The sequence below is a fragment of the Pseudomonas sp. 2 genome (genome assembly GCF_056627435.1).
The window spans coordinates 293,870-319,660 of sequence record NZ_JBWXNG010000004.1 but is presented as its reverse complement, the minus strand read 5'-3'; the positions used below and the strand labels follow the sequence as shown (position 1 = coordinate 319,660).

General features: G+C 62.6%; 23 protein-coding genes. 10 read left to right on the top strand and 13 right to left on the bottom strand.

The annotated features are described in order from the left end of the window. Nucleotides 1-90 precede the first annotated feature (90 nt). Nucleotides 91-1,911 carry a translational GTPase TypA gene (gene typA, locus AC1MEK_RS09260; protein ID WP_480395951.1) on the top strand — a complete coding sequence of 607 codons (1,821 nt, stop codon included), beginning with the start codon at nt 91-93 and terminating at the stop codon, nt 1,909-1,911. Between the two features lie 192 nt (nt 1,912-2,103). Here typA and AC1MEK_RS09255 read toward each other — a convergent pair whose 3' ends face one another. Then, nucleotides 2,104-2,559 carry a YkgJ family cysteine cluster protein gene (locus AC1MEK_RS09255; protein ID WP_480395950.1) on the bottom strand — a complete coding sequence of 152 codons (456 nt, stop codon included), beginning with the start codon at nt 2,557-2,559 and terminating at the stop codon, nt 2,104-2,106. Between the two features lie 173 nt (nt 2,560-2,732). Between AC1MEK_RS09255 and AC1MEK_RS09250 the strand changes: the two genes are divergently transcribed. After that, entirely contained in the window at nt 2,733-3,296 is a 564-nt protein-coding gene (locus tag AC1MEK_RS09250; protein WP_480395949.1) for a phosphonate degradation HD-domain oxygenase, read from the top strand. A 105-nt stretch (nt 3,297-3,401) separates the two neighbouring features. On the opposite strand, the gene AC1MEK_RS09245 is transcribed toward AC1MEK_RS09250, so the two are convergent. After that, nucleotides 3,402-4,781 (bottom strand): DUF3482 domain-containing protein, encoded by a 1,380-nt coding sequence (locus AC1MEK_RS09245; protein WP_480395948.1) that lies wholly within the window; start codon nt 4,779-4,781, stop codon nt 3,402-3,404. Next, on the bottom strand, nt 4,774-6,153 hold the full coding sequence (locus tag AC1MEK_RS09240) for a DUF2868 domain-containing protein (protein ID WP_480395947.1): 1,380 nt from the start codon (nt 6,151-6,153) through the stop codon (nt 4,774-4,776). The genes AC1MEK_RS09245 and AC1MEK_RS09240 overlap by 8 nt, the downstream gene beginning before the upstream one ends. Before the next feature lie 134 nt (nt 6,154-6,287). Here AC1MEK_RS09240 and AC1MEK_RS09235 point away from each other — a divergent pair, with 134 nt between their 5' ends. Continuing rightward, nucleotides 6,288-6,800, top strand: coding sequence for a dihydrofolate reductase (locus tag AC1MEK_RS09235; RefSeq protein ID WP_480395946.1), 513 nt, complete (start codon nt 6,288-6,290; stop codon nt 6,798-6,800). Between the two features lie 139 nt (nt 6,801-6,939). After that, the gene (locus tag AC1MEK_RS09230; protein ID WP_480395945.1) at nt 6,940-7,995 is read left to right on the top strand and encodes an HAD family hydrolase; all 1,056 of its coding nucleotides are present in this window, start codon (nt 6,940-6,942) and stop codon (nt 7,993-7,995) included. A gap of 153 nt (nt 7,996-8,148) precedes the next feature. Here AC1MEK_RS09230 and AC1MEK_RS09225 read toward each other — a convergent pair whose 3' ends face one another. Both AC1MEK_RS09225 and AC1MEK_RS09220 read right to left on the bottom strand, forming a co-directional pair. After that, nucleotides 8,149-9,531, bottom strand: a complete 1,383-nt coding sequence (locus tag AC1MEK_RS09225; protein WP_480395944.1) for an ATP-binding protein — start codon at nt 9,529-9,531, stop codon at nt 8,149-8,151. A gap of 7 nt (nt 9,532-9,538) precedes the next feature. Further along, complete coding sequence (locus AC1MEK_RS09220; protein ID WP_480395943.1) at nt 9,539-10,249, bottom strand: response regulator; 711 nt, start codon at nt 10,247-10,249, stop codon at nt 9,539-9,541. 252 nt (nt 10,250-10,501) lie between these two features. On the opposite strand from AC1MEK_RS09220, the gene AC1MEK_RS09215 reads away from it, so the two are divergent. From AC1MEK_RS09215 to AC1MEK_RS09205, 3 genes are read left to right on the top strand one after another with little or no spacing between them, the layout of a single operon-like run. Continuing rightward, nucleotides 10,502-11,602 carry an ABC transporter substrate-binding protein gene (locus AC1MEK_RS09215; protein WP_480396069.1) on the top strand — a complete coding sequence of 367 codons (1,101 nt, stop codon included), beginning with the start codon at nt 10,502-10,504 and terminating at the stop codon, nt 11,600-11,602. After that, complete coding sequence (locus tag AC1MEK_RS09210; protein WP_480395942.1) at nt 11,599-12,678, top strand: FecCD family ABC transporter permease; 1,080 nt, start codon at nt 11,599-11,601, stop codon at nt 12,676-12,678. Before AC1MEK_RS09215 ends, AC1MEK_RS09210 begins: the two co-directional genes overlap by 4 nt. Beyond that, entirely contained in the window at nt 12,675-13,460 is a 786-nt protein-coding gene (locus AC1MEK_RS09205) for an ABC transporter ATP-binding protein (protein WP_480395941.1), read from the top strand. Before AC1MEK_RS09210 ends, AC1MEK_RS09205 begins: the two co-directional genes overlap by 4 nt. Nucleotides 13,461-13,636: 176 nt before the next feature. Here the strand turns inward: AC1MEK_RS09205 and ilvD are convergent, their stop codons facing one another. Continuing rightward, nucleotides 13,637-15,484 carry a dihydroxy-acid dehydratase gene (ilvD, locus tag AC1MEK_RS09200; protein WP_480395940.1) on the bottom strand — a complete coding sequence of 616 codons (1,848 nt, stop codon included), beginning with the start codon at nt 15,482-15,484 and terminating at the stop codon, nt 13,637-13,639. Nucleotides 15,485-15,814: 330 nt separating this feature from the next. Then, entirely contained in the window at nt 15,815-17,011 is a 1,197-nt protein-coding gene (locus AC1MEK_RS09195; protein ID WP_480395939.1) for a class I SAM-dependent rRNA methyltransferase, read from the bottom strand. Between the two features lie 169 nt (nt 17,012-17,180). Here AC1MEK_RS09195 and AC1MEK_RS09190 point away from each other — a divergent pair, with 169 nt between their 5' ends. The 3 genes from AC1MEK_RS09190 (at nt 17,181) to AC1MEK_RS09180 (ending at nt 19,355) form a co-directional block, all read left to right on the top strand. Further along, on the top strand, nt 17,181-18,047 hold the full coding sequence (locus tag AC1MEK_RS09190; RefSeq protein ID WP_480395938.1) for an HDOD domain-containing protein: 867 nt from the start codon (nt 17,181-17,183) through the stop codon (nt 18,045-18,047). A 39-nt stretch (nt 18,048-18,086) separates the two neighbouring features. After that, on the top strand, nt 18,087-18,899 hold the full coding sequence (mutM, locus tag AC1MEK_RS09185) for a bifunctional DNA-formamidopyrimidine glycosylase/DNA-(apurinic or apyrimidinic site) lyase (protein WP_480395937.1): 813 nt from the start codon (nt 18,087-18,089) through the stop codon (nt 18,897-18,899). Between the two features lie 117 nt (nt 18,900-19,016). Further along, nucleotides 19,017-19,355: a multidrug transporter gene (locus tag AC1MEK_RS09180; protein WP_480395936.1), complete on the top strand. Its 339-nt coding sequence runs from the start codon at nt 19,017-19,019 to the stop codon at nt 19,353-19,355. Here AC1MEK_RS09180 and ggt read toward each other — a convergent pair. From ggt to AC1MEK_RS09150, 6 genes are all read right to left on the bottom strand, one after another. Further along, nucleotides 19,337-21,079 carry a gamma-glutamyltransferase gene (gene ggt / locus AC1MEK_RS09175; RefSeq protein WP_480395935.1) on the bottom strand — a complete coding sequence of 581 codons (1,743 nt, stop codon included), beginning with the start codon at nt 21,077-21,079 and terminating at the stop codon, nt 19,337-19,339. The two genes, AC1MEK_RS09180 and ggt, sit on opposite strands and share 19 nt — an antisense overlap. Before the next feature lie 79 nt (nt 21,080-21,158). Further along, a complete protein-coding gene (locus tag AC1MEK_RS09170) occupies nt 21,159-21,410 on the bottom strand; it encodes a YfhL family 4Fe-4S dicluster ferredoxin (RefSeq protein WP_400599356.1) in 252 nt (83 codons plus the stop codon). Nucleotides 21,411-21,509: 99 nt separating this feature from the next. Then, the gene (gene coaD, locus AC1MEK_RS09165; RefSeq protein ID WP_480395934.1) at nt 21,510-21,989 is read right to left on the bottom strand and encodes a pantetheine-phosphate adenylyltransferase; all 480 of its coding nucleotides are present in this window, start codon (nt 21,987-21,989) and stop codon (nt 21,510-21,512) included. A gap of 74 nt (nt 21,990-22,063) precedes the next feature. Further along, nucleotides 22,064-23,662: a GMC family oxidoreductase gene (locus AC1MEK_RS09160; protein ID WP_480395933.1), complete on the bottom strand. Its 1,599-nt coding sequence runs from the start codon at nt 23,660-23,662 to the stop codon at nt 22,064-22,066. Nucleotides 23,663-23,693: 31 nt separating this feature from the next. Next, entirely contained in the window at nt 23,694-24,233 is a 540-nt protein-coding gene (locus AC1MEK_RS09155) for a twin-arginine translocation pathway signal protein (protein WP_480395932.1), read from the bottom strand. Next, nucleotides 24,230-25,669: a coniferyl aldehyde dehydrogenase gene (locus tag AC1MEK_RS09150; RefSeq protein WP_480395931.1), complete on the bottom strand. Its 1,440-nt coding sequence runs from the start codon at nt 25,667-25,669 to the stop codon at nt 24,230-24,232. Before AC1MEK_RS09150 ends, AC1MEK_RS09155 begins: the two co-directional genes overlap by 4 nt. Between the last annotated feature and the right edge of the window lie 122 nt (nt 25,670-25,791).

The window sequence follows — 25,791 nt, the reverse complement described above, 5'->3', positions numbered from 1 at the left end:
TCGTCAGCCGTAACGGCTTTCGCCGGTTATTCGTTTTCATAGCTGACTACAATCAGTCAGCTCACCGAATCCTCTGATCGAGATACACAAGTGATCGAAAATCTACGTAACATCGCCATCATTGCTCACGTTGACCACGGTAAAACCACCCTCGTCGACAAGCTTCTGCGCCAGTCCGGCACTCTTGAGCGCAACGAGCTCAACGACGAGCGCGTGATGGACTCCAACGACCAGGAAAAAGAGCGCGGCATTACCATTCTCGCGAAAAACACCGCGATCAACTGGAATGGCTACCACATCAACATCGTCGACACCCCCGGCCACGCCGACTTCGGCGGTGAGGTAGAGCGCGTGATGTCGATGGTCGACTCCGTTCTGCTGCTGGTCGACGCTCAAGACGGCCCGATGCCACAGACTCGCTTCGTGACCAAGAAGGCCTTCGAAGCCGGTCTGAAGCCAATCGTCGTGATCAACAAGGTTGACCGTCCGGGCGCGCGTCCTGACTGGGTTCTGGACCAGATCTTCGACCTGTTCGACAACCTGGGTGCCACCGACGAACAGCTGGACTTCAAAGTCGTCTACGCCTCGGCGATCAACGGCATTGCCGGTCTGGACCACACAGACATGGCCGAAGACATGACCCCGCTGTATCAGGCGGTCGTCGATCACGTTCCGGCGCCAAGCGTTGACCGTGACGGTCCATTCCAGATGCAGATCTCCGCTCTGGACTACAACAGCTTCCTGGGCGTCATCGGTGTTGGCCGTATCGCTCGCGGTCGCGTCAAGCCAAACACTCCGGTTGTGGCAATCACCGCTGACGGCAAGCGCCGCAACGGTCGTATCCTCAAGCTGATGGGTCACCACGGTCTGCACCGTGTGGACGTCGAAGAAGCCGCTGCCGGCGACATCGTCTGCATCAGCGGTTTCGAAGAGCTGTTCATCTCCGACACCCTGTGCGACATCAACACTGTCGAGGCGATGAAGCCTCTGACCGTTGACGAGCCAACCGTTTCCATGACCTTCCAGGTCAACGACTCGCCATTCTGCGGTAAAGAAGGCAAGTTCGTGACCTCGCGTAACATCAAGGACCGTCTGGACAAAGAGCTGCTGTACAACGTTGCTCTGCGCGTTCAGGAAACCGATTCCCCTGACAAGTTCAAGGTATCGGGCCGTGGTGAGCTGCACCTGTCGGTACTGATCGAAACCATGCGTCGTGAAGGCTTCGAGCTGGCCCTGGGCCGCCCTGAAGTGATCATTCGTGAAGTCGACGGCGTCAAGCAGGAACCGTTCGAAAACGTCACCATCGACGTCCCTGAAGAATCCCAGGGCAAGGTCATGGAAGAGATGGGCCTGCGTAAGGGCGACCTGACCAACATGATGCCGGATGGCAAAGGCCGTGTTCGTCTGGAGTACAACATCCCTGCTCGCGGTCTGATTGGTTTCCGTAACCAGTTCCTGACCCTGACCAACGGTGCTGGCATCCTGACCTCGATCTTCGATCGTTACGACACCGTCAAGTCGGGCCACATGTCCGGTCGTCTGAACGGCGTTCTGGTTTCGGTCGAAACTGGCAAGGCACTGACCTACTCGCTGGAAACCCTGCAGGCGCGCGGCAAGCTGTTCATCGAACACGGCCAGGACATCTACAACGGTCAGATCATCGGCCAGAACAGCCGCGACAACGACTTGGGCGTCAACCCTACCAAGGGCAAGAAGCTTGACAACATGCGCGCTTCGGGTAAAGACGAAGTCATCGCGCTGGTTCCACCTGTTCGCTTCACCCTGGAACAGGCTCTGGAATACATCCAGGACGACGAGCTGTGCGAAGTCACGCCTCAGTCCATCCGTCTTCGCAAGAAGATCCTGGACGAAGGCGAGCGTACCCGCGCTGCCAAGAAAGCCAAGAACTAAGACTTAGTTCCGGCTGAACGAAAACGCCCCCGGTCGCAAGGCCGGGGGCGTTTTTGTTTGTGTCGGGATTATTATGAATATCCCAATCCTGTAGGAGCGAATTCATTCGCGAATGGCCGGTGCGTCCGATGCATCTCTTGCGCCTGACCGATCATCGCGAATGAATTCGCTCCTACAGGATCTCAGTCATCTTTAGAATTTAAGCGGAACCCGCCCGGAATTCGCGCTCAACGCGCCGCTACTCTGGCGCTCCGGCGCCTTGGGCTTGTACGCGCAGTAACCCGGGCGCGGGCCGATCTTCGGATGGTTGCGGCAGGTGTCCGGGCGCTTGTCGTAGATGGTGCACAGGCGGCTCTTGCGGTCCAGATACAGGCAGTCGTCGTTGCTCATGCGCTGCAGGGTGAAGATCCCCGACTTCTGGTTGAAGCGCTCGATAATGCCTTCCTTCTGCAGGCGCTTGGCGATGTTCTTGGGGTTGTCGCCCATCTCGAACTCATCGACCACGCCAATCCGGATCAGGTCCTTGATCTTCGCTTCCACAGGCAGGGGGCAGCAGCTGGAAACACAGCCTCCGCACATGTGGCTGGAGTATTTCTGCCAGGTCTCCAGGCGGTCGATTTCAGCGGCGGCGATCAGGGTCGGTTTCATCACGGTGAACTCTGGGTGTATCGGGCGCGCGATCATACCGGGCGCCGCGCATTTCCCCTATCGCAAAATGCTCGATTCGACTATCGGCATCTCTGGTGTTTCTGCCACGGCTTCGCAACACGCCGCGGGTAGGGTGTGCGCTCTGGCAGGCAACGGGTTGGTGAGGGCAGGTGATGCAACAGGCTGAGCAGGTGGTTAACGAGGTTTTCGGGTTGTATCTGCAACGTGGCAGCGACGACTACATCGGCGAGCCGGTGTCGCAGATCGAGCACATGTCGCAGTCCGCGCAACTGGCGCTGCTGGAAGGCTATGACGACGAAGTGGTGCTGGCCGCTTTCTTTCACGACATCGGCCACATCTGCGAGCACGATCCTGACGCCGCGAGCATGGGCGGCTACGGCGTGGCCAGTCACGAGCGGGTGGGCGCCGATTACCTGCGCAAATGCGGCTTCGGTGAGCGCATGGCCCGGCTGGTGGAGTATCACGTACAGGCCAAGCGCTACCTGACCCTGCGCCAACCCGGCTATTACGCGCAGTTGAGCGAGGCCAGCCGGCGCACGCTGGAGTACCAGGGCGGGGTCATGACCGAGTCTGAGGCTGATGCATTCGAGCAGGATCCCCTGTGCAGCGTCAGCCTGCGGATGCGGCAGTGGGACGAGATGGCCAAGGAAATGAATGTGCCGGTGATCGATCTGGATGTGCTCAAGGCCAAGGCGCTAGCCCTGCTTGCCACATAACTCTGATCAACACATACCCCTGTAGGAGCAATCCGAGGTTACGAGGGTCGCGATGCGGTGTGTCAGACAGATCGCGTTCGCGACCGTCCTAACGTCCGATTGCTCCTACAGGGTCCGCAGTGTTTCGGCGAGATTATCTATCTGCTCCTGCCGCTCCGCCTGATTGAGCCTGGAGTGCGGATTGAGTGTCGACCACTGCGGATGCGCCCGGGCTTTGTGCAACGGCTCGGGCAGTTTGCCTTCGCGCCAGGTTTTGTCCTGTGGAGTGGCCAGCTTGATGCTGTCCATCGCCGCATGGCCCCGCGCTTCCAGAGCTGCGAGCAGTTGGCGCTGGCGCAGGGCGAGCAGGCGCAGCACGGCGTCGTCGACGGTCAATTCACGCTGGCCCTTGAGCTTGCCCAGCAGTCGCCCGCCATAGCTGCGCGCGGTCTGCAGGGCGCCGCCGGCAATGGCACCGACCAGCGCGGCCGCGCCCAGGGTGATACCGCCGACCAGCAGGTCCACGCCCGCACCGGCCGCCGCGCCCGCCGCGATGCCGCTGCCCACTCGCACGCCAAGCAGTTTCAGGGTTTCCGGATTGAAGAGGTCATCGCCCCAACGGCCATCCAGCAGCGGCAGATCACTGGCCGAGGCGTCCTGCAGGCGAAACGCGTAGAGCTTGAGCAGCGATTCGACACAGCGCTGCTCGCGTTGACGCACAGCCTTGCGCAAGTCTTCGATAGCGCGTTGCACCTGATCGGACTCGGTGGCGACGCTACGTCGACAGGCCGCGCAGTCCACCAGCAGATCGGCAATCAGCCGCGCCGCGCTCTGCCTGCGCATTTCCCGCTGCGCCTGTTGATCGAGGATCAGCCGCTCCAGTTGTGCGCGTGAGTTCTCCAGCAACAAGGCCAGGCTTTCATACAACCGCCGTTCGCCGTCTTCCGGTGGCGCGACGCTGTCGAAGCGCACCAGTGCGTGCAGCCCGAGGCGGGCCAGCGCCTCGCGCCAGTCCGCTTCGCGATGCTGGGCGCTGCTGACGAAATTCAGCACCGGCAGCAGCGGTTTTCCGCAACTGGCCAGCACCGCCAGCTCGTCACGATACTTGGCCAGCACCGGCTCCCGGGCGTCGATCACGTACAGCCCGGCATCGGAGGCCAGCAACTGGCGAAGGACCTTGGCCTCCTGCTCGAAGCGCTGACGGGCCTCGCTGCCGTCGAGAAACCGGGCCAGACGCGCCGGCCCATCGAGCCGTTCGCCGGGACGGTCGAGGCGTTCCAGAAAATCCAGCAGCGCGATGGCGTCTTCCAGGCCTGGCGTGTCGTACAGCTCCAGCAACGCTTGGCCATCCACCGACAGGCGTGCGCCTTCGACGTGGCGGGTGGTGCTGGGGCGATGGGACACCTCGCCGAACCCGACATCGCGGGTCAGGGTGCGCAGCAGCGACGTCTTGCCGACGTTGGTGTGGCCGACGACTGCCAGTTTCAGTGGGCGATGGTCAGTCATGTCCGGTCTCCAGCCAGGTCAGTGGCGCGCTGTCGGCCCACTGCAGTTCGAGCTGCTGCAGCGCGGCATGCCAGTCACCCAGGCGGTCGGCGTCCAGCGCCTCGCCCACCGGCGCGGGCAGCAGCCAGACACGTGTGGCGCTGGCGCAGCGGGCCAGTTCGGCGATCAACGCCAGGCTGCCGCGATCCGGCGAACGGCGCGGGTCGCAAGCGATGGCCAGGCGCGCAGGCGGGTAGCGGGTCAGTTGATCGAGCAGATTGCGCCGCGATTCCCGGCTGTCGAGCACGCCCGCGTCGGCGATGCCCTCGGGCAGTTTCGGTGGCCAGGGGCGCTGGTCGTCCAGTTCGATGGCCACCAGCAATGCGCCCTCGCTTTCCTGGGTCGCGGGGCTGCGGGTCACCTGATGCAATTGCGCGGGCGCCGCATCGTTGACCCCCAGGCGCTCGCTGCTCGGCATCAGGCGCTCGCGCAATTCGGCAAAACCGGGGGCGCTCAGGTCCAGCGCAAGCTGCTTGCGGCCCGCGCGCCAACGGCCATAGCAGAACAGCGCGAGCAGCAGGCGCGGCAAGATGCCGTAGATCACTAGCACGCCCACCAGCCATCCGGCCCAGGCCTGGCGAGCGTTTTCGATGACCAGCGCACTGTCGCCGCTGGCGCGGATCATCGACTCGCTCGGCACGCTGAAACCCACCAGCGCTGGCAGCACGCCGAGCCCTTGCGTCAGGCTGACGAAAGTATCGCTGCTCAGAATCGTGGTTTCCCAGACAAAGCCGTAGCGCCGGGTCGCCATCAGCAACAGCAGCAAAGTCAGTGCGCTCGACAGCGCCAGCAGCCAGAGACCGTTGACGCAGGCGCCGAGCAGCCAGCGGTTCAGGCGCTTGCGCTGCAGCAGGAGAATCAGCGCCGGGGCCAGTTGCGCGGCCTGCGCATCCCGGGCGAGCCGTTCGCTGAGCCACAACCACAATCGCCCAAGGCTGGCGGCGCTTTCACCGGCGAACAGCAGCCCCAGCGCCCAACTGATCAGCAGAATCAGGTTCACGCCCAACAGGCTGCCCAGGGCCCAGAACACATTGACCGGCGTTTGCCCGTCGCCCAGCGCTGCAAAGGCCAGACCCGCGCCACTGACGATGGCAAAGGCCGCCAGCACGATCATCGACAGACGCGCGCCCTGTTTCCAGTGGCGCAGGGCCGCAACCATGCCATCGCGCTCGGCCAGCCACAGCGCCCTGTGTTTGATGCGCGCGAGCAGGTCGCCGCCACTGGCGCGGGCGCGGCGGGTCGCTTCGTCGTCTTCAAGAGGCCCTGCGTGTTGCTCGCGCAGGCGCACGGCTTCAGTCAGCCAGAGTTCATCGAGTGGGGTCAGTGCAGTCACGCGGCGTCTCGTTGGTCAAATCAGAGGTGAGCATAACCGTTGTGCCTGTGTTGCGCAGGCAAGGTGCTCGTGCTGCTTGGACCGCGCGGTAACCGAATGTTCTGTCGGGGCGTGCCTCTGCTATCCTCGCCGCCATGAAAAAACATCTTCCCCTCAGCCTGATCGCCGCGCTCGGTGAAAACCGCGTCATCGGCGTCGACAATTCCATGCCCTGGCACCTGCCGGGGGATTTCAAGTATTTCAAGGCGACCACCCTGGGCAAGCCGATCATCATGGGGCGCAAAACCTGGGATTCGCTGGGGCGTCCGCTGCCAGGACGGCTGAACATCGTCGTCACCCGTCAGGCGGATCTGCAACTCGAAGGCGCAGAAGTCTTCACCTCACTCGAAGCTGCCGTAGAGCGCGCAGAGCAGTGGGCCGTTGAGCAGGGCGTCGACGAGCTGATGCTGATTGGCGGTGCCCAGCTGTATGCGCAAGGCCTTGCGCACGCCGACCGCCTGTACCTGACTCGCGTAGCGTTGAGCCCTGAGGGCGATGCGTGGTTTCCGGAGTTCGATCAGGCGCAGTGGAAGCTGGTTTCCAACACCGAAAATCCGACTGAGGATGACAAGCCTGCGTACCGCTTTGAGGTGTGGGAACGGTCATAAAAGTGTCGCTTTTGTGTCATCTGTCGCGATCAGCTCGCAAGATGACGTCATCAGAACGCACACGGTCGCTGACGTTTTAAAACAGTAATGGCTTTTTGTTACGGTCCCTCCTCGAATTAATAAAGGGGAGGACACCGTTATGAATTTCGTACCAAAGCTGTTGGCCGCCGCGCTGTGCCTGGGCCTTGCCGGGCAGGCGTTTTCCACCGAGCTCAAACACTGGCCCGAGCCTGCTGCCAAGCAGTTGAACGCCATGATTGCGGCAAATGCCAACAAGGGTAATTTCGCTGTCTTCGACATGGACAACACCAGCTACCGCTACGACCTGGAAGAGTCGCTGCTGCCGTTCATGGAAAACAAAGGGCTGCTCACCCGCGAGAAGCTCGATCCTTCCCTCAAGCTGATTCCGTTCAAGGACACGGCCGACCACAAGGAAAGCCTGTTCAGCTACTACTACCGCCTCTGCGAAATCGACGACATGGTCTGCTACCCGTGGGTTGCGCAGGTGTTCTCCGGTTTCACCCTCAAGGAACTCAAGGGCTACGTTGACGAGTTGATGGCCTCGGGCAAACCGGTGCCTGCCACCTATTACGAGGGCGATGTGGTCAAGACCATTGAGGTCCAGCCGCCGAAGGTCTTCACCGGCCAGGCCGAGCTGTACAACAAGCTGATGGAAAACGGCATCGAGGTCTACGTGATGACTGCCGCGTCCGAGGAGCTGGTGCGCATGGTCGCGTCCGATCCCAAGTACGGCTACAACGTCAAACCGCAGAACGTCATCGGCGTGACCACGCTGCTGAAGAACCGCGACACCGGCGAGCTGACCACCGCGCGCAAACAGATCAGCGCGGGCAAATACGACGAGAAGGCCAACCTCGGTCTTGAGCTGACCCCTTACCTGTGGACCCCGGCCACCTGGATGGCGGGCAAGCAGGCGGCGATCCTGACCTACATCGACCAGTGGAAAAAACCGGTGCTGGTGGGCGGCGACACCCCGAGCAGCGACGGCTACATGCTGTTCCACAGCGTCGACGTCAACAAGGGCGGCATCCACCTGTGGGTCAACCGCAAGGACAAGTACATGACCCAACTCAACGGCATGATGAAAACCAACGCCGAGGCCCAGGCCAAGGAAGGTTTGCCGGTGACGGCGGACAAGAACTGGGTGATCGTCAAGCCGGAAGAAATCCAGTAGTCATCCGCTGCATTTGATACCGACACAAAACCTGTAGGAGTGAGCTTGCTCGCGAATGCGTCAGTTCAGGCAATTCAGCATCGTCTGGACTGACGCATTCGCGAGCAAGCTCACTCCTACATTGATCATCGGTGTCCATGCGATTGCGTTTCGTCAGGTTCTGGGTAGATCGAGAATCGCCTCAAGCCCGCCGCTGTCGCGATTACGCAGTTGCAGGCGGCCGTCGTGGGCGGCCGCTACGGTGTGGGCGATGCTCAGGCCCAACCCGTAGCCGCCGGTGCCCGCATTGCGCGAGCTTTCCAGGCGGTAGAACGGCTCGACCACCTGCTCCAGTTGATCCTCCGGAATGCCCGGGCCCTGATCGGCGATCACGATGCGCAAGCGCTCGGGTTGATCCTCGATAAAGATGTCCGCCTGATGCCCGTAACGAATGGCGTTCTCCAGGAGGTTCTGCACGCAGCGTTTCAGGCTGCGCGAGTAGGCGGGCAGTGGCTGATACGCCTCGCCATGCAACGCGACCTGGGCGCCCATGTCCTGAAAATCCACTTGCAGGCTTTGCAGCAGCGCGTTGATGTCCACGCTCTGGCGGGTTTCGTTGATTTCGCCGCTGCTGACGAACTCCAGCGTCGACGACACCATGTTTTCCATGTCCTCCAGATCCTTGCGAAAGCGCTCCCGCGTCTGCTCATCGGCGAGCATTTCGGTGCGCAGGCGCAGCCGCGTGATGGGTGAACGCAGGTCGTGGGAGATCGCCGCGAGAAACCGCGTACGCTCGCGCAGGTTGGCGATCAGGCGCTGCTGCATGCTGTTGAACGCCTTGGCCGCGCGGCGCACTTCCAACGGGCCGTCCAGCGCCAGCGGTGCGCGCTTGATGTCGCGGCCCAGCGCCTGCGCGGCGTTGGTCAGCTCGGTCAGCGGGCGAATGGCCAGGCGCACCGCGAGCAGGACAATGATGGTCAGCAGAATGATCCGCACCAGGTAAATGCGCAGGAAGTAATCGAACATCACCTGCAGCGGCGTCAGGCTGGTCCAGCCTTGATCCTCTCGGGCGCGCACCTGCAACCAGCGGCCATCGGGCAGGTGCAGCTCGATATTGAACATGCCCGCTGCGGGGCTTGAGCCAAACAGCGTGCTCATCCCGGCCGCATGGCCCTGATCGTCGAGCAGCGAGAGGTGCAACAGGCGCAGATCGCTGGGGATGCCGGTACGCTGTTCGATCACGTTGTTGAGCAGGCGCTCGGTGGCCTGATCGGCACTGCTCAGGGTTTCGCTGCGCGGCGTCGGCGCTTCGATGAACTGCAAGCGAAAGTCTGGCGTATTGAGGTGGCCGATAAAACCGTTGGTGTGGGTGGGTGCGACATGGATGACCCGCACGATATCAGCCAGACGGCTGGCGATCAGGCGCGTGGGAATTTCCAGCACCTGGCTGTGGCGCACGTCGTACCAGATGCTGCTGGTGGCGATCTGCGCGGCGATCATCCCCGCGACCAGAATGATCACCAGGCGCCCGTACAGCGTGCGCGGCCAAAGCCTCATGGAAGTCTCACGAGGCGCTGGCCACTTCAGTTGCAGTCAGCATGTAGCCTTCGTTGCGCACGGTCTTGATCAGCTTGGGATCGAGCTGCTGACGCAAGCGGCTGACGCAGACATCGATGGAGCGGTCGAACGGCGTGCTGTTTTTCTCGAACACGTGATTGAGCAGAAAGTCGCGGCTCAAGGGGCGATTGGGGTGCTGCAAGAGCAAGCGCAGTACGCGGTAATCGGAGTTGCCCAGGCTGATCACCAGCCCTTGGGGTGACAGTACTTGGCGTGCGCGGGTGTCCAGCTGCCAGCCGTCGAAGTTGACGAACGGGGTTTCATCGACGCGGGCGCGTTCGGGGAAGCTCTGCACCCGGCGCAGCACCACCTTGATGCGTACCAGCAATTCGCGCGGGTCGAATGGCTTGGGCAGGTAGTCGTCCGCGCCGATCTCCAGGCCGACGATGCGGTCGATCAGGCTGCCGCGCGCAGTGAGCATGATCACCGGCGTGTTGGAGGTGGTGCGCAACTCGCGGCACAGGCTCAGGCCGTCTTCGCCGGGCAGCATCACGTCCAGCACGATCAGGTCGATGACGTTCAGCTCAAGGCGGCGACGCATCTCCTTGCCGTCGCAGGCGGTGGAGGTCTGATAGCCCGCATCGCGCAGGTACTCGGCGATCAGTTGGCGGATTTCCGGATCGTCATCGACGATCAAAACGTGGTCTTGCCTGGACATAGGGGACGCTGTGCCTGTGAACCGAAGAAGGGCAGCCCTGCCGAAATGTGCACCGGACGATCCTGCCGACGCTGTGGTAGCGGAAAAACCGACCGGCGGGCGGAGCAAATGTAATGGAATGTTGTGGGCGACGAATTCCTGCACCCGCAATACAAACTCGGCCCGACCCGGGCCGCGCTGCTCTTTAGACTGGCTGTTGTAAATGCGAGTCATTGTAATCTGGAGACGTGCGTGTTCAAAACTTTCCTCTCGATGCGCAGCGCCGCTGCGCTGGTCTTGCTGCTCGGCGCCTGTGTGGGCCAGATGTCCATGGCCTCGGCCAAAGAAGTCACCGACGTGTTGGGCCGCAAGGTTCAGGTGTCGGACCACGTTCAGCGCGTGGTGCTGGGTGAAGGCCGGTTGATCTCGGTGTTTGCGCTGCTTGATCGCGACGAGCCGTTCAAGCGCATCGTCGGTTGGCAGGCTGATCTCAAGAAGCTGGACCCCAACACCTACAACGCCTACGCGGCGAAATTTCCCGAAGTCAGCAAGATTCCGCTGATCGGCCAGGCCTCCGAGCAGAGCGTCAGCGCCGAAGAAATCCTCAGCCTGAAACCTGACCTGGCGGTGTTCAGCATTTCCGGCCACGGCCCCACCGAGCACAGCCCGGTGGCTGACACCCTGGCAGCAGCGGGCATTCCGGTGCTGTTCGTCGACTTTCGCATCAAGCCCATCGAAGGCACCCGCACCAGCATGATGGCGCTGGGGCAGGCCCTGGGCCGTGAGAAACAGGCTGCCGATTACATCGATTTCTACGATCAGCACCTCAAGCATGTGATCGACACCGTGGGCAAGGTCGACGACGGCCAGCGCCCGAGCGTGTTCCTCGAACTGCTGGCCGGTGCCTGGCAGGCGCCGGGGCACACCACCGGCAAGAGCGGCCTGGGTGAAGTGATCAAGCTGGTGGGCGGGCGCAACATCGCCGAAGGCGTGGTGCCGGGCGCACTGGGCGACGTGAGCGTGGAATATGCGCTCAAGGCCGACCCGGACGTCTATATCGCCACTGGCAACCACGAACCGGGTCTGCTGCTGGGCGCGGGCGTACAAGCAGCGCCAGCGCAGGCAGCATTCCAGAAAGTGTTGGCGCGCCCCGAGTTCAAGGACCTGCGGCCGATTCGCGAAGGGCAGGCCCATGGCCTGTGGCATGACTTCTACAACTCGCCGTACAACATTCTGGCCATCGAAGCGCTCGCCAAATGGATCAGCCCGGCCAAGTTCAAGGACCTGGACCCGCAGCAGACCATGGCTGAGATGAACCAGAAATTCCTGCAAACGCCGCTGTCCGGCCAGTACTGGATCGATCAGCAGAAGTGACTTCTCAAGCACATGGCCTGCCCGCTGCCGCGGCAGGTCTTGAAGCCGCCAGCCAGGGTTATCGACGCTTGCTGGCGCGGCGTTTCTGGCTGCTGGCCGGGCTGGCGGTGGTGCTGGTGTTCGCGGTGCTGATCGACCTGACCACCGGCCCGTCCGGCATGAGCCTGGGCACGCTGCTCGACGGCGTGCTGCACCCCGACCATCTGCCGATCACCGACCGCATCATCATCTGGAACGTGCGCCTGCCGTACGCGCTGATGGCCGTGCTGGTGGGCTGCGCCTTGTCGCTGGCGGGCGCGGAAATGCAGGCCATCCTCAACAACCCGCTGGCCAGCCCGTTCACTCTGGGCGTGTCCTCGGCGGCGGCGTTGGGCGCCTCGCTGGTGATCGTTTTTCCGGTCTCGTTCAGTTGGCTCTCAGGGAATGCCGCCGTGACGGTATCGGCGTTCGTGTTCGCCTGCGCATCGGTGTTTCTGCTGCAAGCCATGTCGAAGCTGCGCGGCGCGGGTGTGGAGAGTCTGGTGCTGTTCGGCATCGCGCTGGTGTTCAGCTGCAACGCGTTGGTGGCGCTGCTGCAACTGGTCGCCACTGAAGACGTGCTGCAGCAACTGGTGTTCTGGAGCCTGGGCAGTGTTGCGCGGGCCAACTGGGACAAGCTGGGCATGCTGGCGCTGGTGCTGGCGGTGATCATGCCGATGTCGTTCGCCGCATCGCCGCGCATGACGCTGCTGCGCATGGGCGAGGACCGGGCGCAGAGCTTCGGCATCGACGTGCGCCGCTTGCGGTTGTTTTCCCTGCTGCGCATCAGCCTGCTGTCGGCCACGGCGGTGGCGTTTGTCGGCACCATCGGATTCATCGGCCTGGTCGGCCCGCACATCGCGCGGATTCTGGTGGGCGAAGATCAGCGCTTTCTGCTTCCGGCCAGCGCATTGGTCGGCGCCCTGTTGCTGTCGCTGTCGTCGATTGCCAGCAAGCTGATCATGCCCGGCGTGATCGTGCCGGTGGGTATTGTTACGGCGTTGGTCGGCGTGCCGATTTTTGTGTTTCTGGTGTTCAAGCGCGGGAGGCAGCTATGAGCGGCCTGAACGTGGGGGATGTGCATATCGCCTATGGGCGCCGGCAGGTGGTGCGCGGGCTGTCCTTGCCAGAGCTTCGGCCGGGCACGGTGACCGCGCTGATCGGCCCGAACGGCGCTGGCAAGTCGACCTTGCTCAGAGGCATCGCCGGGCTGGAAAGGATGACCGGCGATGTCAGCCTGCAAGGTCGCTCGCTGAATACTGTGTCCATCGCAGAGCGTGCGCGGCAGATCACCTACATGCCGCAGAACCTGCCGCCGGGGCTCTCGCTCAGCGTCATGGAAAGCGTGGTGGCGGCGTTGCGCGCGGGGACGTCCGACGGCGTGCCGTTGTCGAGCGAGGCTTGTCTGCGCGAGGCGTATCAGGCGTTGCAGCGGATCGGCATCACGCACTTGGCCGATCACCTGTTGAACGGGCTTTCCGGCGGGCAGCGGCAATTGGTCAGCCTGGCGCAACTGATTGCACGCCGGCCAAAGGTCATGCTGCTGGATGAGCCGACCAGTGCGCTGGACCTGAATTACCAGCTCAAGGTCATGGCCTGCGTGCGCGACATGGTGCGTGAGCATCAGTTGATTGCGGTGGTGGTCCTGCACGACATCAGCCTGGCGGCGCGGCATGCCGATCATCTCGCTGTGTTGCGCGACGGGCAATTGTTCGCCTTCGGTGGCGCGGGGCAGATCCTCACACCGGGGTTGCTCGCCGATGTGTATGGCGTGCAGGGGCGGGTCGAGTTTTGCTCGCAGGGCAGCATTCAGGTGCTGGTGGATGGGGCGTTGGCCTGATATCGCCACCGATCCGTAGCAGCACGGCTTGCCGGCGGGAGCGTTGTGTCAGGCAATGCATCTTTTGCTGATCGATCGCCCCGCCGGCAAGCCGTGCTGCTACGTGGGCGAGAGTGACGCCAAATAAAAAAGCCCGGCATCGCTGCCGGGCTTTTTGGTTGCTGCGCCGAGGCCGATTACGGCACCAGCTTGTCCAGCATGCCTTTGTCACGCACTGCGCCTTTATCGGCGCTGGTGGCGAGCAGGGCGTAGGCCTTGAGGGCCGTGGTCACCTTGCGAGGGCGTGCTTCGACCGGTTTCCAGCCTTTCTTGTCCTGCTCGGCGCGGCGGGCGGCCAGTTCTTCGTCGGACACCAACAGGTTGATGCCACGGTTCGGAATGTCGATCAGCACCTTGTCGCCATCGCGCACCAGGCCAATCGCGCCACCGGCTGCGGCTTCTGGCGAAGCGTGGCCGATGGACAGGCCCGAGGTACCGCCCGAGAAGCGGCCGTCGGTCAGCAGCGCACAGGCTTTGCCCAGGCCCTTGGATTTCAGGTAGGAGGTCGGGTACAGCATTTCCTGCATGCCCGGGCCGCCTTTCGGGCCTTCGTAACGGATGATCACGATGTCGCCGGCCTTCACTTCATCGGCGAGGATGCCGCGCACGGCGCTGTCCTGGCTTTCGAAGATCTTCGCGCTGCCTTCGAACACGTGGATCGACTCGTCCACGCCCGCGGTTTTCACCACGCAACCGTCCAGCGCGATGTTGCCATACAGCACGGCCAGGCCGCCTTCTTGCGAGTAGGCGTGCTCGACGCTGCGGATACAGCCGTTCTCGCGGTCGTCGTCCAGGGTTTCCCAGCGGGTCGACTGGCTGAAGGCGGTCTGGGTCGGGATACCGGCCGGGCCTGCCTTGAAGAAGGTGTGCACCGCTTCGTCGTCAGTCTGGGTGATGTCCCACTTGGCGATGGCTTCTTCCATGGATTTTGCGTGCACGGTCGGCAGGTTGGTGTGCAACAGGCCGCCACGGGCCAGCTCGCCCAGAATGCTGAAGATGCCGCCGGCGCGGTGCACGTCTTCCATGTGGTACTTCTGGATGTTCGGCGCGACCTTGCACAGCTGCGGCACTTTGCGCGACAGGCGATCGATGTCGCGCAGGTCGAACGCGACCTCGGCTTCCTGGGCGGCCGCCAGCAGGTGCAGGATGGTGTTGGTCGAACCGCCCATGGCGATGTCCAGGGTCATCGCGTTTTCAAAGGCCTTGAAGTTGGCGATGTTGCGCGGCAGCACCGACTCGTCGCCATCGCGATAGTAGGTTTTGCACAGCTCGACGATGGTGCGGCCTGCCTGCAGGAACAGCTGCTCGCGGTCAGCGTGGGTGGCCAGGGTCGAACCGTTGCCCGGCAGGGCCAGGCCCAGCGCTTCGGTCAGGCAGTTCATGGAGTTGGCGGTGAACATGCCGGAGCACGAACCGCAGGTTGGGCAGGCGCTGCGCTCGTATTCGGCGACTTTCTCGTCGGACGCCGAAGAGTCGGCGGCGATGACCATCGCGTCGACCAGGTCCAGGCCGTGGCTGGCCAGTTTGGTCTTGCCGGCTTCCATCGGGCCGCCGGAGACGAAGATCACCGGGATGTTCAGGCGCAGGGCGGCCATCAGCATGCCGGGGGTGATCTTGTCGCAGTTGGAGATGCAGACGATGGCGTCGGCGCAGTGCGCGTTGACCATGTACTCCACGGAGTCGGCGATGATCTCGCGGCTCGGCAGCGAGTACAGCATGCCGTCGTGGCCCATGGCGATGCCGTCATCCACGGCAATGGTGTTGAATTCCTTGGCCACACCACCGGCTTTTTCGATCTCGCGGGCAACCAGCTGGCCCAGATCCTTCAGGTGCACGTGACCCGGTACGAACTGGGTGAACGAGTTGGCGATGGCGATGATCGGTTTCTTGAAGTCTTCGTCTTTCATACCCGTGGCGCGCCACAGGGCGCGCGCACCGGCCATGTTGCGGCCGTGGGTGGACGTTTTCGAACGATAATCAGGCATGGAGCACTCCGGGCGGCTAATCAGGTTTAAACAGGGAGTGAGCTTCTCTTGGTCCATTGCAACGGCGACAGGTAGCTGCCGTTGCGGATGAGGTCGGTGACGCCACAGGATCGCTGCGCGCTCGGCCGGAGCTCATAAACCCGCCGGGGATGATTGGCGATGAATACGCCGATTCTACACCGCTGGCGTGCGGATGGAATGCCAAGACCGATCAGGGGCTTGCTGGATCACCGAGAAAGCTTCGCGAGCAAGCTCACTCCTACAGGAAAGGTGCAAGGCCTGTAGGAGTGAGCTTGCTCGCGAATGACGTCAGATCAGTCGCCGCATCGATCAGCTGTTGGGCAACAACCGGCAAGTAATGCTCTTGATGTAACGCGTTTCCGGAATCGCCGGGTGTACCGGGTGATCCGGGCCCTGGCCGCCGCGTTCCAGCAGCTGGATGTTGCGGTCAAGGTGGCGGGCGCTGGTCAGGAGGATGTTTTGCAGATCGTCTTCCGGCAAATGCATCGAGCAGGATGCGCTGACCAGGATGCCGTCCTTGGTCAGCAGGCGCATGGCCTGTTCGTTCAAGCGGCGGTAGGCACCTTCGCCGTTCTTCAGGTCTTTCTTGCGTTTGATGAAGGCGGGCGGGTCGGCGACGATCACGTCGAAACGTTCTTCGGCAGCCTTCAGCTCTTTCAGGGCTTCGAAAACATCGCCTTCGACGCAGGTGACCTTGTCGGCAAAGCCGTTCAGCGTCGCGTTGCGTTCAACGCCATCCAGGGCGAAGCCCGAGGCGTCGACGCAGAACACTTCGCTGGCACCGAATGCGCCGGCTTGCACGCCCCAGCCGCCGATGTAGCTGAACAGGTCCAGCACGCGCTTGCCTTTGACGTACGGCGCCAGGCGTGCGCGGTTCATGCGGTGGTCGTAGAACCAGCCGGTTTTCTGGCCTTCCATCACCGGCGCTTCGAACTTCACGCCGTTCTCTTCCAGCGCGACCCATTCCGGCACCAGGCCGAACGCGGTTTCGACGTAGCGATTCAGGCCCTCGGCATCGCGTGCGGCCGAGTCGTTCTTGAGCAGGATGCCGCTTGGCTTGAGCACTTGAATCAGCGCCGCCAGCACGTCGTCCTTGTGCTGTTCCATGGTGGCGGAGGCCAGCTGCACCACCAGAATGTCACCGAAACGGTCGACCACCAGGCCCGGCAGCAGGTCCGAATCGCCGTAGACCAGACGATAGAAAGGCTTGTCGAACAGGCGCTCGCGCAGAGACAGGCAGACGTTCAGGCGGTGCACCAGCAGCGACTTGTCCAGCGGCAGCTTGATATCGCGCGACAGCAGGCGTGCGCAGATCAGGTTGTTCGGGCTTAGCGCGACGATGCCCAGCGGCTTGCCGCCAGCAGCCTCAAGTATCGCTTGTGCGCCAGGAGCGAAGCCGTTGAGCGGGGTGGCGGCAACGTCGATTTCGTTGCTGTAGACCCACAGGTGACCGGCGCGAAGGCGGCGGTCGGCGTTGGGCTTGAGGCGCAAGCTAGGCAGGGACATGACGTCGCTCCGGGAAAAAAGAGCGGGATTATACCCCGTGATTCCGCCTGCGGGCGCGTCGCCTTGAATTAACCGGCTGACGGTCTGTCGGATCCAAAGACTGTATCAACGGTTGTCGAAGCATGGGCGACAAGGGTTAAAATCGCCCCCTGACCCCGAGTGTGTACTTATGTCCCAAGAGCTTACTTCCGAGCAGATCCAGCAGGCGTTGCAAGGCATCAGCGTCCCGCCCCAGCCGCAAATCATGGTGGATTTGCAGATGGAGCAGTACATGCCCGACCCTGACCTGGGTGTCATCGCCCGGTTGATCGCGCAGGATCCGGGGCTTTCCGGTGCCCTGCTGAAAATCGTCAACTCGGCGCATTACGGCCTGGCCAACAAGATCGCCTCGATTCAGCGCGCAGTGAACCTGCTGGGCAGCCGTTCGGTGATCAACCTGATCAACGCGCAGTCGATCAAGGGCGAGATGAGCGACGAGACCATCGTGGTGCTCAACCGCTTCTGGGACACTGCGCAGGATGTGGCGATGACCAGTCTGACGCTGGCCAAGCGCATCGGCTCGCAGACCGTGGACGAATCCTACGCGCTGGGCTTGTTCCATGACTGCGGCGTGCCATTGATGCTCAAGCGCTTCCCCGAGTACATGAATGTGCTCGAAGAGGCCTACGCCAACGCCGGGCCCGAGTCGCGCGTAGTCGACACCGAAAACCGCATTCTCAACACCAACCATGCGGTTGTCGGCTATTTCACTGCCAAATCCTGGCGTTTGCCTGAACATGTCAGCAATGCCATCGCCAATCACCACAACGCGCTGGCGATTTTCCAGGACGAATCAGGCCGCAACGCGCCGCTGAAGAATCTGCTGGCGATCCTGAAGATGGCCGAGCACATCTGTTCTTCACACCGCGTGCTGGGCAATCAGGTGGTCGATCATGAGTGGAACAGCATCGGCCACCTGATCCTCGATTACGTCGGGCTCTCGGACTACGATTTCGAGAACCTCAAGGAAAGTATCCGTGAACTGAGCTCGCACTGACCCTGCGAGCCGCGCGCCTGGCCCCCACCGAGTTGTCCCATGCCTGAATTGCCTGAAGTCGAAACCACCCGCCGGGGCATCGCGCCCCACCTGGAAGGGCAGCGCGTCAGCCGCGTGATCGTGCGTGATCGCCGCCTGCGCTGGCCGATCCCGGAAGATCTGGACGTGCGTTTGTCCGGCCAGAAGATTGTGGTAGTGGAGCGGCGCGCCAAGTATCTGCTGATCCAGGCAGAAGTCGGCACCTTGATCAGCCACTTGGGCATGTCGGGCAATCTACGCCTGGTGGAAGTGGGGATGCCGGCGCTCAAGCACGAGCATGTGGACATCGAGCTGGAGTCCGGGCTGGCCCTGCGCTACACCGACCCTCGTCGTTTTGGCGCGATGCTCTGGAGCCTCGACCCGCACAACCATGAGCTGCTGGTGCGCCTGGGGCCTGAGCCACTGACCGATCTGTTCGACGGCTTGCGCCTGTTCGAGCTGTCCCGTGGCCGCTCGATGGCGGTCAAGCCGTTCATCATGGACAACGCCGTGGTGGTCGGCGTGGGCAATATCTACGCGACCGAAGCGCTGTTCGCCGCGGGCATCGACCCTCGCCGTGAAGCCAAAAGCATCTCCAAGGCGCGCTATATAAAGCTGGCGGTGGAAATCAAACGGATTCTGGCGGCAGCGATCGAGCGGGGCGGCACCACCTTGCGCGACTTCATCGGCGGCGACGGCCAGCCGGGTTACTTCCAGCAGGAGCTGTTCGCGTACGGGCGCGGCGAGGAGCCGTGCAAGGTCTGCGGCACGACAATGCGCGAAATCAAGCTGGGGCAGCGGGCGAGCGTTTATTGCCCCAAATGCCAGAAATAAGGGCGGGTTTCCTACAGGATCTGTGTCGTTAAAGAGACACGCATTCCCTTGCTTAACCTTGATGCCTGTTTATAGTGATCAGCATCACTTTTGTTGCCGAGCCTGAAGGACCACGCCATGAGCCCGTTTCGCATTCTCGCTGCTACCCTGGCCCTGTTTTTTGGTTTGCAGATGACACCCGCCATGGCGCAGGTTGAGGCATCGGGCGGGGAAGATCCCGTCTATCAGATTCAGAATCCCCCTGCCTACGCGATGATCGGCGACCTGCTGGTGGCCCGTCCGCTGCTGATCGTGGCGACCGTGCTCGGCGCCGGGCTGTTTGTCATCGCATCACCGTTCGCCGCAGCAGGCGGCAACCTGGGCGCCACCGGCAAGGCGCTGGTGGTCGATCCCGGCAAGGCTGCGTTCGTGCGTTGCCTGGGTTGCACCACCAGCGGCTACGGCAAGCACGACTGATCCGCGCAGGCGCGTATCAGGCTCAACGGCGCCGTCGGTTTGAATATTTCTGAAACACCAATGCCGCGAGGATCGCTCGCGGCTTCCACGCGGGCGTTGGTCTTGCGCCACAGCAGCACCTGCTGATTGCCGAAGTCGCGCTTGGTCTCCCGCAGCCGATAGCCGCGCTCGCGCAGGTCGGCCAGTTCCTCGTCAGTGAACGCCCCCGGTTCGTACTCCATCACGTCAGGAATGTACTGATGGTGATAGCGCGGCACTGATATCCAGTTGGTAATGGGTTGATCGTCCAGATACTCCAGCATCGACAGCAGCACCATGCTGGGAATCCGGCTGCCGCCCGGTGTGCCAAAGGCGGTGAATGCATGGGGGCTTTCGATGAAGCTGGGGCTCATGCTCGACAGCGGGCGCTTGCCCGGCTCGATGATGTTCGCCTGGCTGCCCACCAGGCCGTAGGTATTGCTGCCCTTGGGATCGACGGCGAAGTCGTCCATCTCGTCGTTGAGGATAACGCCCGTGCCGGGCACGGTGAAGGTCGAGCCGAACGGCAGATTCAGCGACAGGGTCGCGGCGACCGCATTGCCCTCGTTGTCCAGTACGGCGAAGTGGCTGGTGTTGTCGCCCTCGCGCCAGCGCGGCGCAGGCGGCAGGATGTTGTTCGGCGTGGCCCGGTGCGGGTCGATGCTGGTGGTCAGTTGCATCAGGTAATCGGGCGCCAGGACCTGTGCCACCGGATTGGGCACGTAGTCCGGATCGCCGAACAGCACCCGGTCGCGATACGCACGGCGCAGCACTTCAACCACGTAATGGGCGCGCTGGACCTTCTCGGATTCGCGCCACGGCAACTGCTGCAGCATGTACAGGCTCTGCGCCAGTGCCACGCCACCGGCGGAGGGCGGTGGGGCGCTGATCAGCTCGCGCTGGTCAGCCAGTGGAAAGCGCAGCGGCGTGCGGGTAATCACGTCGTATTCTTCGAAATCGTGGTAATTCCAGATGCCGCCCGCTGCCCGAACCCCGCTGACCATCGCCTGGGCCGTCAAGCCGCTGTAGAACCCGGCGCGGCCTTTGTCGGCCAGGCGATCCAGGGTCTGTGCCAGTTCCGGCTGTTTGATGATCTCGCCCAGTTCCGGCACATCATTGTTGCGCAGGAACAGCCGGGCGCTTTCCTTGTTTTCCCGGAGTGCGAACAGCCGCCAGCTGGCACGTTCACGGTAGACCCCGTCGACCTTGAAGCCGCGATAGGCCACGCGGATGGCCGGTGCCAGGGAGATCGTCAGTGGCAAACGGCCATAGCGTTCGGCCAGTTCCACCAGCGCGGCGGGCAGGCCGGGGATGGCCGCAGCCATCGGGCCATTCAGGGAAAGATCGGCCTGGGCGACGCCATGGCGATAAAACATCCTGCTCTTGGCCTTGAGCGGCGCTTTTTCGCGGGCATCGAGGAACTGGTACTGCACCGGCTCCCCGGCCTGACGCAGCAGAAAAAAACCACCGCCGCCCATGCCGGAGCCATAGGGCTCGACCACGGCGAGTGTTGCGCTGATGGCGATGGCGGCGTCGAAAGCGTTGCCGCCGTCGACCAGAATTTCCCGACCGGCGGCAGTCGCAATGGGGTGAGGGCTGGCGATGGCCGCCTGACCCGGATGGTCGGGACTGGCCTGGGTGTTGAAGGCGCACAGGAAAAGCGCCGCGCCCACCGAGGACGGAATCCGCGAAAGCTTCGATGTCATGCGTATCTCGCTCAGGTCAACAGGCATTACAGCCAGTGTCTTCGGCGAAAGCGCGGATGCCGACAGGATATGCCTTCGGTTATGCCTTACTGGTGATCAACTTGTATTTGGCCATGAGCTCGTCCTTGCTCTCCACGTGGTTTTCATCCAGCGGGATGCAATCCACGGGGCACACTTGCTGGCATTGCGGTTCGTCGTAATGGCCGACGCACTCAGTGCACAGGTTCGGGTTGATCACGTAGATCTCTTCACCTTGAGAGATCGCTTCGTTCGGGCACTCGGGTTCGCAGACGTCGCAATTGATGCAATCGTCGGTGATGATCAGGGACATGGATACTCCTGCCGCGGTCGATGCCGGGGCATATCAAAACGAATGCGGCGAATTGTGCCGCATTAGCGCTCGACATGCACCTGCACCATCGCGTCGAGGTCAGGTCTTGAACCTTTCGCTCAGCGCCTTGGCGACCGCAGGGTGTACGAATTTGCTGATATCACCGCCTAACGCTGCGATTTCTCTGACCAGCGTAGATGAAATGAACGAGTAGCGTTCGGATGGGGTGAGAAAAAGACTTTCCACGTCCGGCGCCAGCTGCTTGTTCATGTTGGCCAGCTGGAATTCGTATTCGAAGTCAGACACGGCGCGCAGGCCGCGCAGCAGAATATTGGCGTTCTGCTCCTGGGCGAAGTGGGCGAGCAGTGTCGAAAAACCGACGACTTCGACGTTCGGCAGGTGTTGGGTGGCTTCACGAGCCAGTTCGACACGTTGCTCCAGCGGGAAAAGCGGGTTTTTCTTCGGGCTGGCAGCGATGGCGATGACCACTTGATCGAACATGCGCGAAGCGCGCTCGACCAGATCGCCATGGCCCTTGGTGATGGGGTCGAAGGTGCCTGGGTACAACACTCGGTTCATCGCGTCGTCCTGATGTCGCAGGGAACCGGGATGGTAGCGTAGCGGGCACGCGGGGCCAAGTCGCGGGGCGGCGTCTACGCCGGATCTTGCAACCGCTGCAACAACGCCGTCGCCAACTGCGCCGTCAGCCCATACACCGACAACTGCGGATTGGCGCCGATGCTGGTGGGAAACAGCGAGCCGTCGTGGATCGACAGGTTTTCCAGCTGATGATGGCGCCCCAGGCTGTCGGCCACCGCCAGCCTTGGGTCCTCGCCCATGGCGCAACCGCCCATCACATGAGCGCTGCCCAGGCGGGTGCGGAAAGTCTCAAGGCTCAGGCCATCGATCAGCGTGCGTGCCTGTTCGGCGGTTTTCATGTAGTGCGCGTCGCCGTGCAGCGGCATGACCGCTCGGGCGCCGCCTGCGAACTGGATCTCGGCCATGCTGTGCAGGGCGCGGCGTACGCCGTCCCAGGCGTAGGGCGAAACCTGATAGTCCAGCACCGGGGTGCCATCGCTGCGCAATTGCACGTCGCCGCCCGCGCTGTCTGGGTGAAACCCGTCGCGCAGCAGCGCCAGCATCATGTGGGTATGCGGGAGTTGCGCCATGCGCTCGGCGTTGGTCGGGCCGTAGCTGCCCAGCAATGTGCTGGCCAGCGCGGGCTGCAGCGGCGGCACTTCGAGTTTGTAGGCCATGGGCCCGGTCACACCGTCGCGCCACTGGAAATGGTCGGAATAGATCGACTGCGGCGCGCCGTAGAACGGGTTGATCACCTGATCGAACAGCGCCGCCGAGAAGGCCACCAAGTGCAGAAAGGTGCGCTTGCCCAGTCGCTCGTGCGGGTCGGGCGCCTTGGAGCGCATCAACAGCGCGGGGCTGTTGATGCCGCCGCCAGCCAGCACGGTGTGCCGCGCCTTGACCCTGATCTTGCGGCCGGTCGGGGCAACGCAGCGTTCGTCCATCGCCAGGCATTCCACGCCGGTGACCTTGCCGGCGTTGATGATCACGCGCTCGGCGCGGCTCAGGTAAAGCAGCTCGCCGCCCTTATCCAATGTCGCGGGGATGGTGGTGACCAGCATCGATTGCTTGGCATTGGTCGGGCAGCCCAGGCCGCAATAGCCCAGGTTCCAGCAACCGCGCACGTTGCGTGGGATCACATGCCAGCTGTAGCCAAGTTTTTCGCAGCCCTGGCGGATCACGTCGTTATTGGCGTTGGGCGGCATGATCCACGGCGCCACGCCCAGGCGCTGCTCCATTTTCTCGAACCAGGGCGCCATTTCGGCGGGGCTGTGCCCTTTGACCTGATGCTGTCGCGCCCAGTGCTCGAGGGTCTGATCGGGCGTGCGAAAGCTCGACGTCCAGTTCACCAGCGTCGTGCCGCCCACCGCGCGGCCCTGCAGAATGGTGATCGCGCCATCATTGCTCATTCGGCCGATGCCTTCCTGATACAGCGTGGAATACGCCTGATCTTCCAGCAGCGCGAAGTCGGAGCTGGTTTTCAGCGGGCCCTCTTCGATGATCAGCACCTTGAGCCCGGCGGCGCTGAGGATTTCTGCGGTGGTACCGCCGCCCGCGCCGCTGCCGATGATGGCGACATCGGCTTCCAGAGTCAGATCGCTTTCAAGGCGCGAACCATCGTAGGTTTTCCATCCGCGAGCAAGACCTTCGCGAAACGTGTCGGCAACTGGCATGTAACCTCTGCTTATTGTTGTTTTTCTTGCATCAGACTTTAGGTGGGCCAGGGTAGCCGCAGTGAGCCCAGGACTCGGGCTGGCTGTACCAGGCCATGAGCACCAGCTGCAGCAGCGAGCTGTGGCCCTGACGCAGCAAGTTCAGCGAACTGTGCTCCCAACGATCGAGAAAATGGCGGATCTGACCGGCGTCGGCGCTTTCCCAGGATCCCCAGATACCCGTCAGCGGCCCACGGGTGATGGCCATCGTCAGCACGTCGAACAGCTGGCGAGTCAGTTTCAGCATTTGCGGCGACAGGCTCGCAAGGCCTCGGTCCAGGCTGTGCAAGGTGCGTTCGGTGGCCGATTGCGCAGAAATGTTCGCCAGCGCGCCATCGAGCAGCACCGGGATCAAAGCCTTCAACAACGGCAGGTCGCTGGCGCGCAACGCCGAAAATCCCGCTGCCGCGCTGCTGGCCGAACAACCGCTGAGGCTGGCCGTGACGCCGACTGTGCCCAGAAATACGGTGGCGCCGAGGCTGAACTTGAGCAGGTTTCGCCGTGAAAACCCTTCAGCGGTTTCAGCGCTCATCGTACGAACAGTCTCTGAATCAGCTTCTGAATCGCCTTGCCGTAGGGCGGATAAATCAACCGCGCCGCGTTGAAGCGTTGCTTGATGAACACGCCTTTGGCCTTGCTGAAGGTGAGAAAGCCTTCGTGGCCGTGGTAGTGCCCCATCCCCGAGGGGCCGATGCCGCCGAAGGGCAAGTCGTCCTGAGCGACATGCAGCAGGGTGTCATTCAGACAAACTCCGCCGGAATGCGTCTGTTCCAGCACGCGATTCTGCTCGGCCTTGTTGTAGCCGAAGTAATACAGGGCCAGTGGGCGAGGACGTTGATTGATGTAGTCCAGAGCCTGCTCGATACGCTCGTAAGGCACGATGGGCAATAACGGCCCGAAAATCTCGTCCTGCATGACCAACATGTCATCGCGCACATCGAGCAACAGGCTGAACGACATGCGTCGCCCCTGGCCTTGCGGGTACAGCGGGATGACGCGCGCGCCTTTGTCGGTGGCGTCTTCCAGGTAGCTGTTCAGGCGTGCCAGATGGCGCGGATTGATGATCGCGGTGTAGTCCGGATTGTCGGCAAGCGTAGGAAAAAAGCCGGTAACCGCCTGTTTGTAGGCCGCGACGAACCCCTCGACGCGATCCTTGGGCACCAGCACGTAGTCCGGCGCCACACAGGTTTGTCCGGCATTGAGGGTCTTTCCGAAGGCGATGCGCTCGGCGGCGTCCTTGAGCGGCACGTCCTGGGCGACGATGGCGGGGGATTTGCCGCCCAGCTCCAGGGTCACCGGGGTGAGATTTTCCGCAGCGGCGCGCATCACATGCCGCCCGACGCTGGTGGCGCCGGTGAACAGCAAATGATCGAACGGCAGTTTCGAGAAGGCGATGCCGACATCCGCCTCGCCCAGCACCACAGCCACCAGATCTTCGGGAAAGACTCTGGCGAACAGCGTCTTGAGCAACTGGCCGGTGGCGGGCGTGGATTCGCTGAGTTTGAGCATCACCCGATTGCCCGCCGCCAGGGCGCCGACCATCGGGCCGATGGCGAGGTACAGCGGGTAATTCCACGGCACGATCACGCCCACCACACCGAGCGGCTGGTACACGACTTTCGCCGCCGCTGGCTGAAACGCCATGCCCACGCGGCGGCGGGACGGACGCATCCATTTCTTCAGATGACGGCGGGCGTAATGGATGTTGTGCAGGCTGGGCATCAGCTCGGCGAGCAGCGTCTCGTCGGCGCTGCGGTGGCTGAAATCGGCGCTGATGGCCTCGATCAGGGCCTGGCGTTCATCGCTGAGCAACTGGCGCAGGCTGTCGAGCCATTGCCGCCGCTGCCCCGCGACCGGCATCGGGTTCGCCGCAAAGGCCCGGCGCTGGGCGTCGAAGATGTACTGGAGATCATCCTGCTGGGCGGGAATGTCGTCTGGCAGGGACGAGCGGAGGGATTCGACAGGCATCGCTGCACTTCCTTCTGATTTTATAGAGTGATTTTTAGAGTCATTACTCTATAAAGTCAAATGCAGCCTCTGCCTGCCCCCGGCCTCGATGCATGCGTTAAGATTCAGCACATTCCCGTCAC

Coding starts and splice junctions, on each gene's coding strand:
- ilvD (WP_480395940.1), bottom strand. CDS start 15,484: ATGCCTGATTATCGTTCGAAAACGTCCACCCACGGCCGCAACATGGCC.
- AC1MEK_RS09250 (WP_480395949.1), top strand. CDS start 2,733: ATGCAACAGGCTGAGCAGGTGGTTAACGAGGTTTTCGGGTTGTATCTG.
- ggt (WP_480395935.1), bottom strand. CDS start 21,079: ATGACATCGAAGCTTTCGCGGATTCCGTCCTCGGTGGGCGCGGCGCTT.
- AC1MEK_RS09235 (WP_480395946.1), top strand. CDS start 6,288: ATGAAAAAACATCTTCCCCTCAGCCTGATCGCCGCGCTCGGTGAAAAC.
- AC1MEK_RS09160 (WP_480395933.1), bottom strand. CDS start 23,662: ATGCCAGTTGCCGACACGTTTCGCGAAGGTCTTGCTCGCGGATGGAAA.
- AC1MEK_RS09255 (WP_480395950.1), bottom strand. CDS start 2,559: ATGAAACCGACCCTGATCGCCGCCGCTGAAATCGACCGCCTGGAGACC.
- AC1MEK_RS09220 (WP_480395943.1), bottom strand. CDS start 10,249: ATGTCCAGGCAAGACCACGTTTTGATCGTCGATGACGATCCGGAAATC.
- AC1MEK_RS09245 (WP_480395948.1), bottom strand. CDS start 4,781: ATGACTGACCATCGCCCACTGAAACTGGCAGTCGTCGGCCACACCAAC.
- AC1MEK_RS09190 (WP_480395938.1), top strand. CDS start 17,181: ATGTCCCAAGAGCTTACTTCCGAGCAGATCCAGCAGGCGTTGCAAGGC.
- AC1MEK_RS09215 (WP_480396069.1), top strand. CDS start 10,502: ATGCGCAGCGCCGCTGCGCTGGTCTTGCTGCTCGGCGCCTGTGTGGGC.
- AC1MEK_RS09150 (WP_480395931.1), bottom strand. CDS start 25,669: ATGCCTGTCGAATCCCTCCGCTCGTCCCTGCCAGACGACATTCCCGCC.
- coaD (WP_480395934.1), bottom strand. CDS start 21,989: ATGAACCGAGTGTTGTACCCAGGCACCTTCGACCCCATCACCAAGGGC.
- mutM (WP_480395937.1), top strand. CDS start 18,087: ATGCCTGAATTGCCTGAAGTCGAAACCACCCGCCGGGGCATCGCGCCC.
- AC1MEK_RS09155 (WP_480395932.1), bottom strand. CDS start 24,233: ATGAGCGCTGAAACCGCTGAAGGGTTTTCACGGCGAAACCTGCTCAAG.
- AC1MEK_RS09205 (WP_480395941.1), top strand. CDS start 12,675: ATGAGCGGCCTGAACGTGGGGGATGTGCATATCGCCTATGGGCGCCGG.
- AC1MEK_RS09195 (WP_480395939.1), bottom strand. CDS start 17,011: ATGTCCCTGCCTAGCTTGCGCCTCAAGCCCAACGCCGACCGCCGCCTT.
- AC1MEK_RS09180 (WP_480395936.1), top strand. CDS start 19,017: ATGAGCCCGTTTCGCATTCTCGCTGCTACCCTGGCCCTGTTTTTTGGT.
- AC1MEK_RS09170 (WP_400599356.1), bottom strand. CDS start 21,410: ATGTCCCTGATCATCACCGACGATTGCATCAATTGCGACGTCTGCGAA.
- AC1MEK_RS09230 (WP_480395945.1), top strand. CDS start 6,940: ATGAATTTCGTACCAAAGCTGTTGGCCGCCGCGCTGTGCCTGGGCCTT.
- AC1MEK_RS09225 (WP_480395944.1), bottom strand. CDS start 9,531: ATGAGGCTTTGGCCGCGCACGCTGTACGGGCGCCTGGTGATCATTCTG.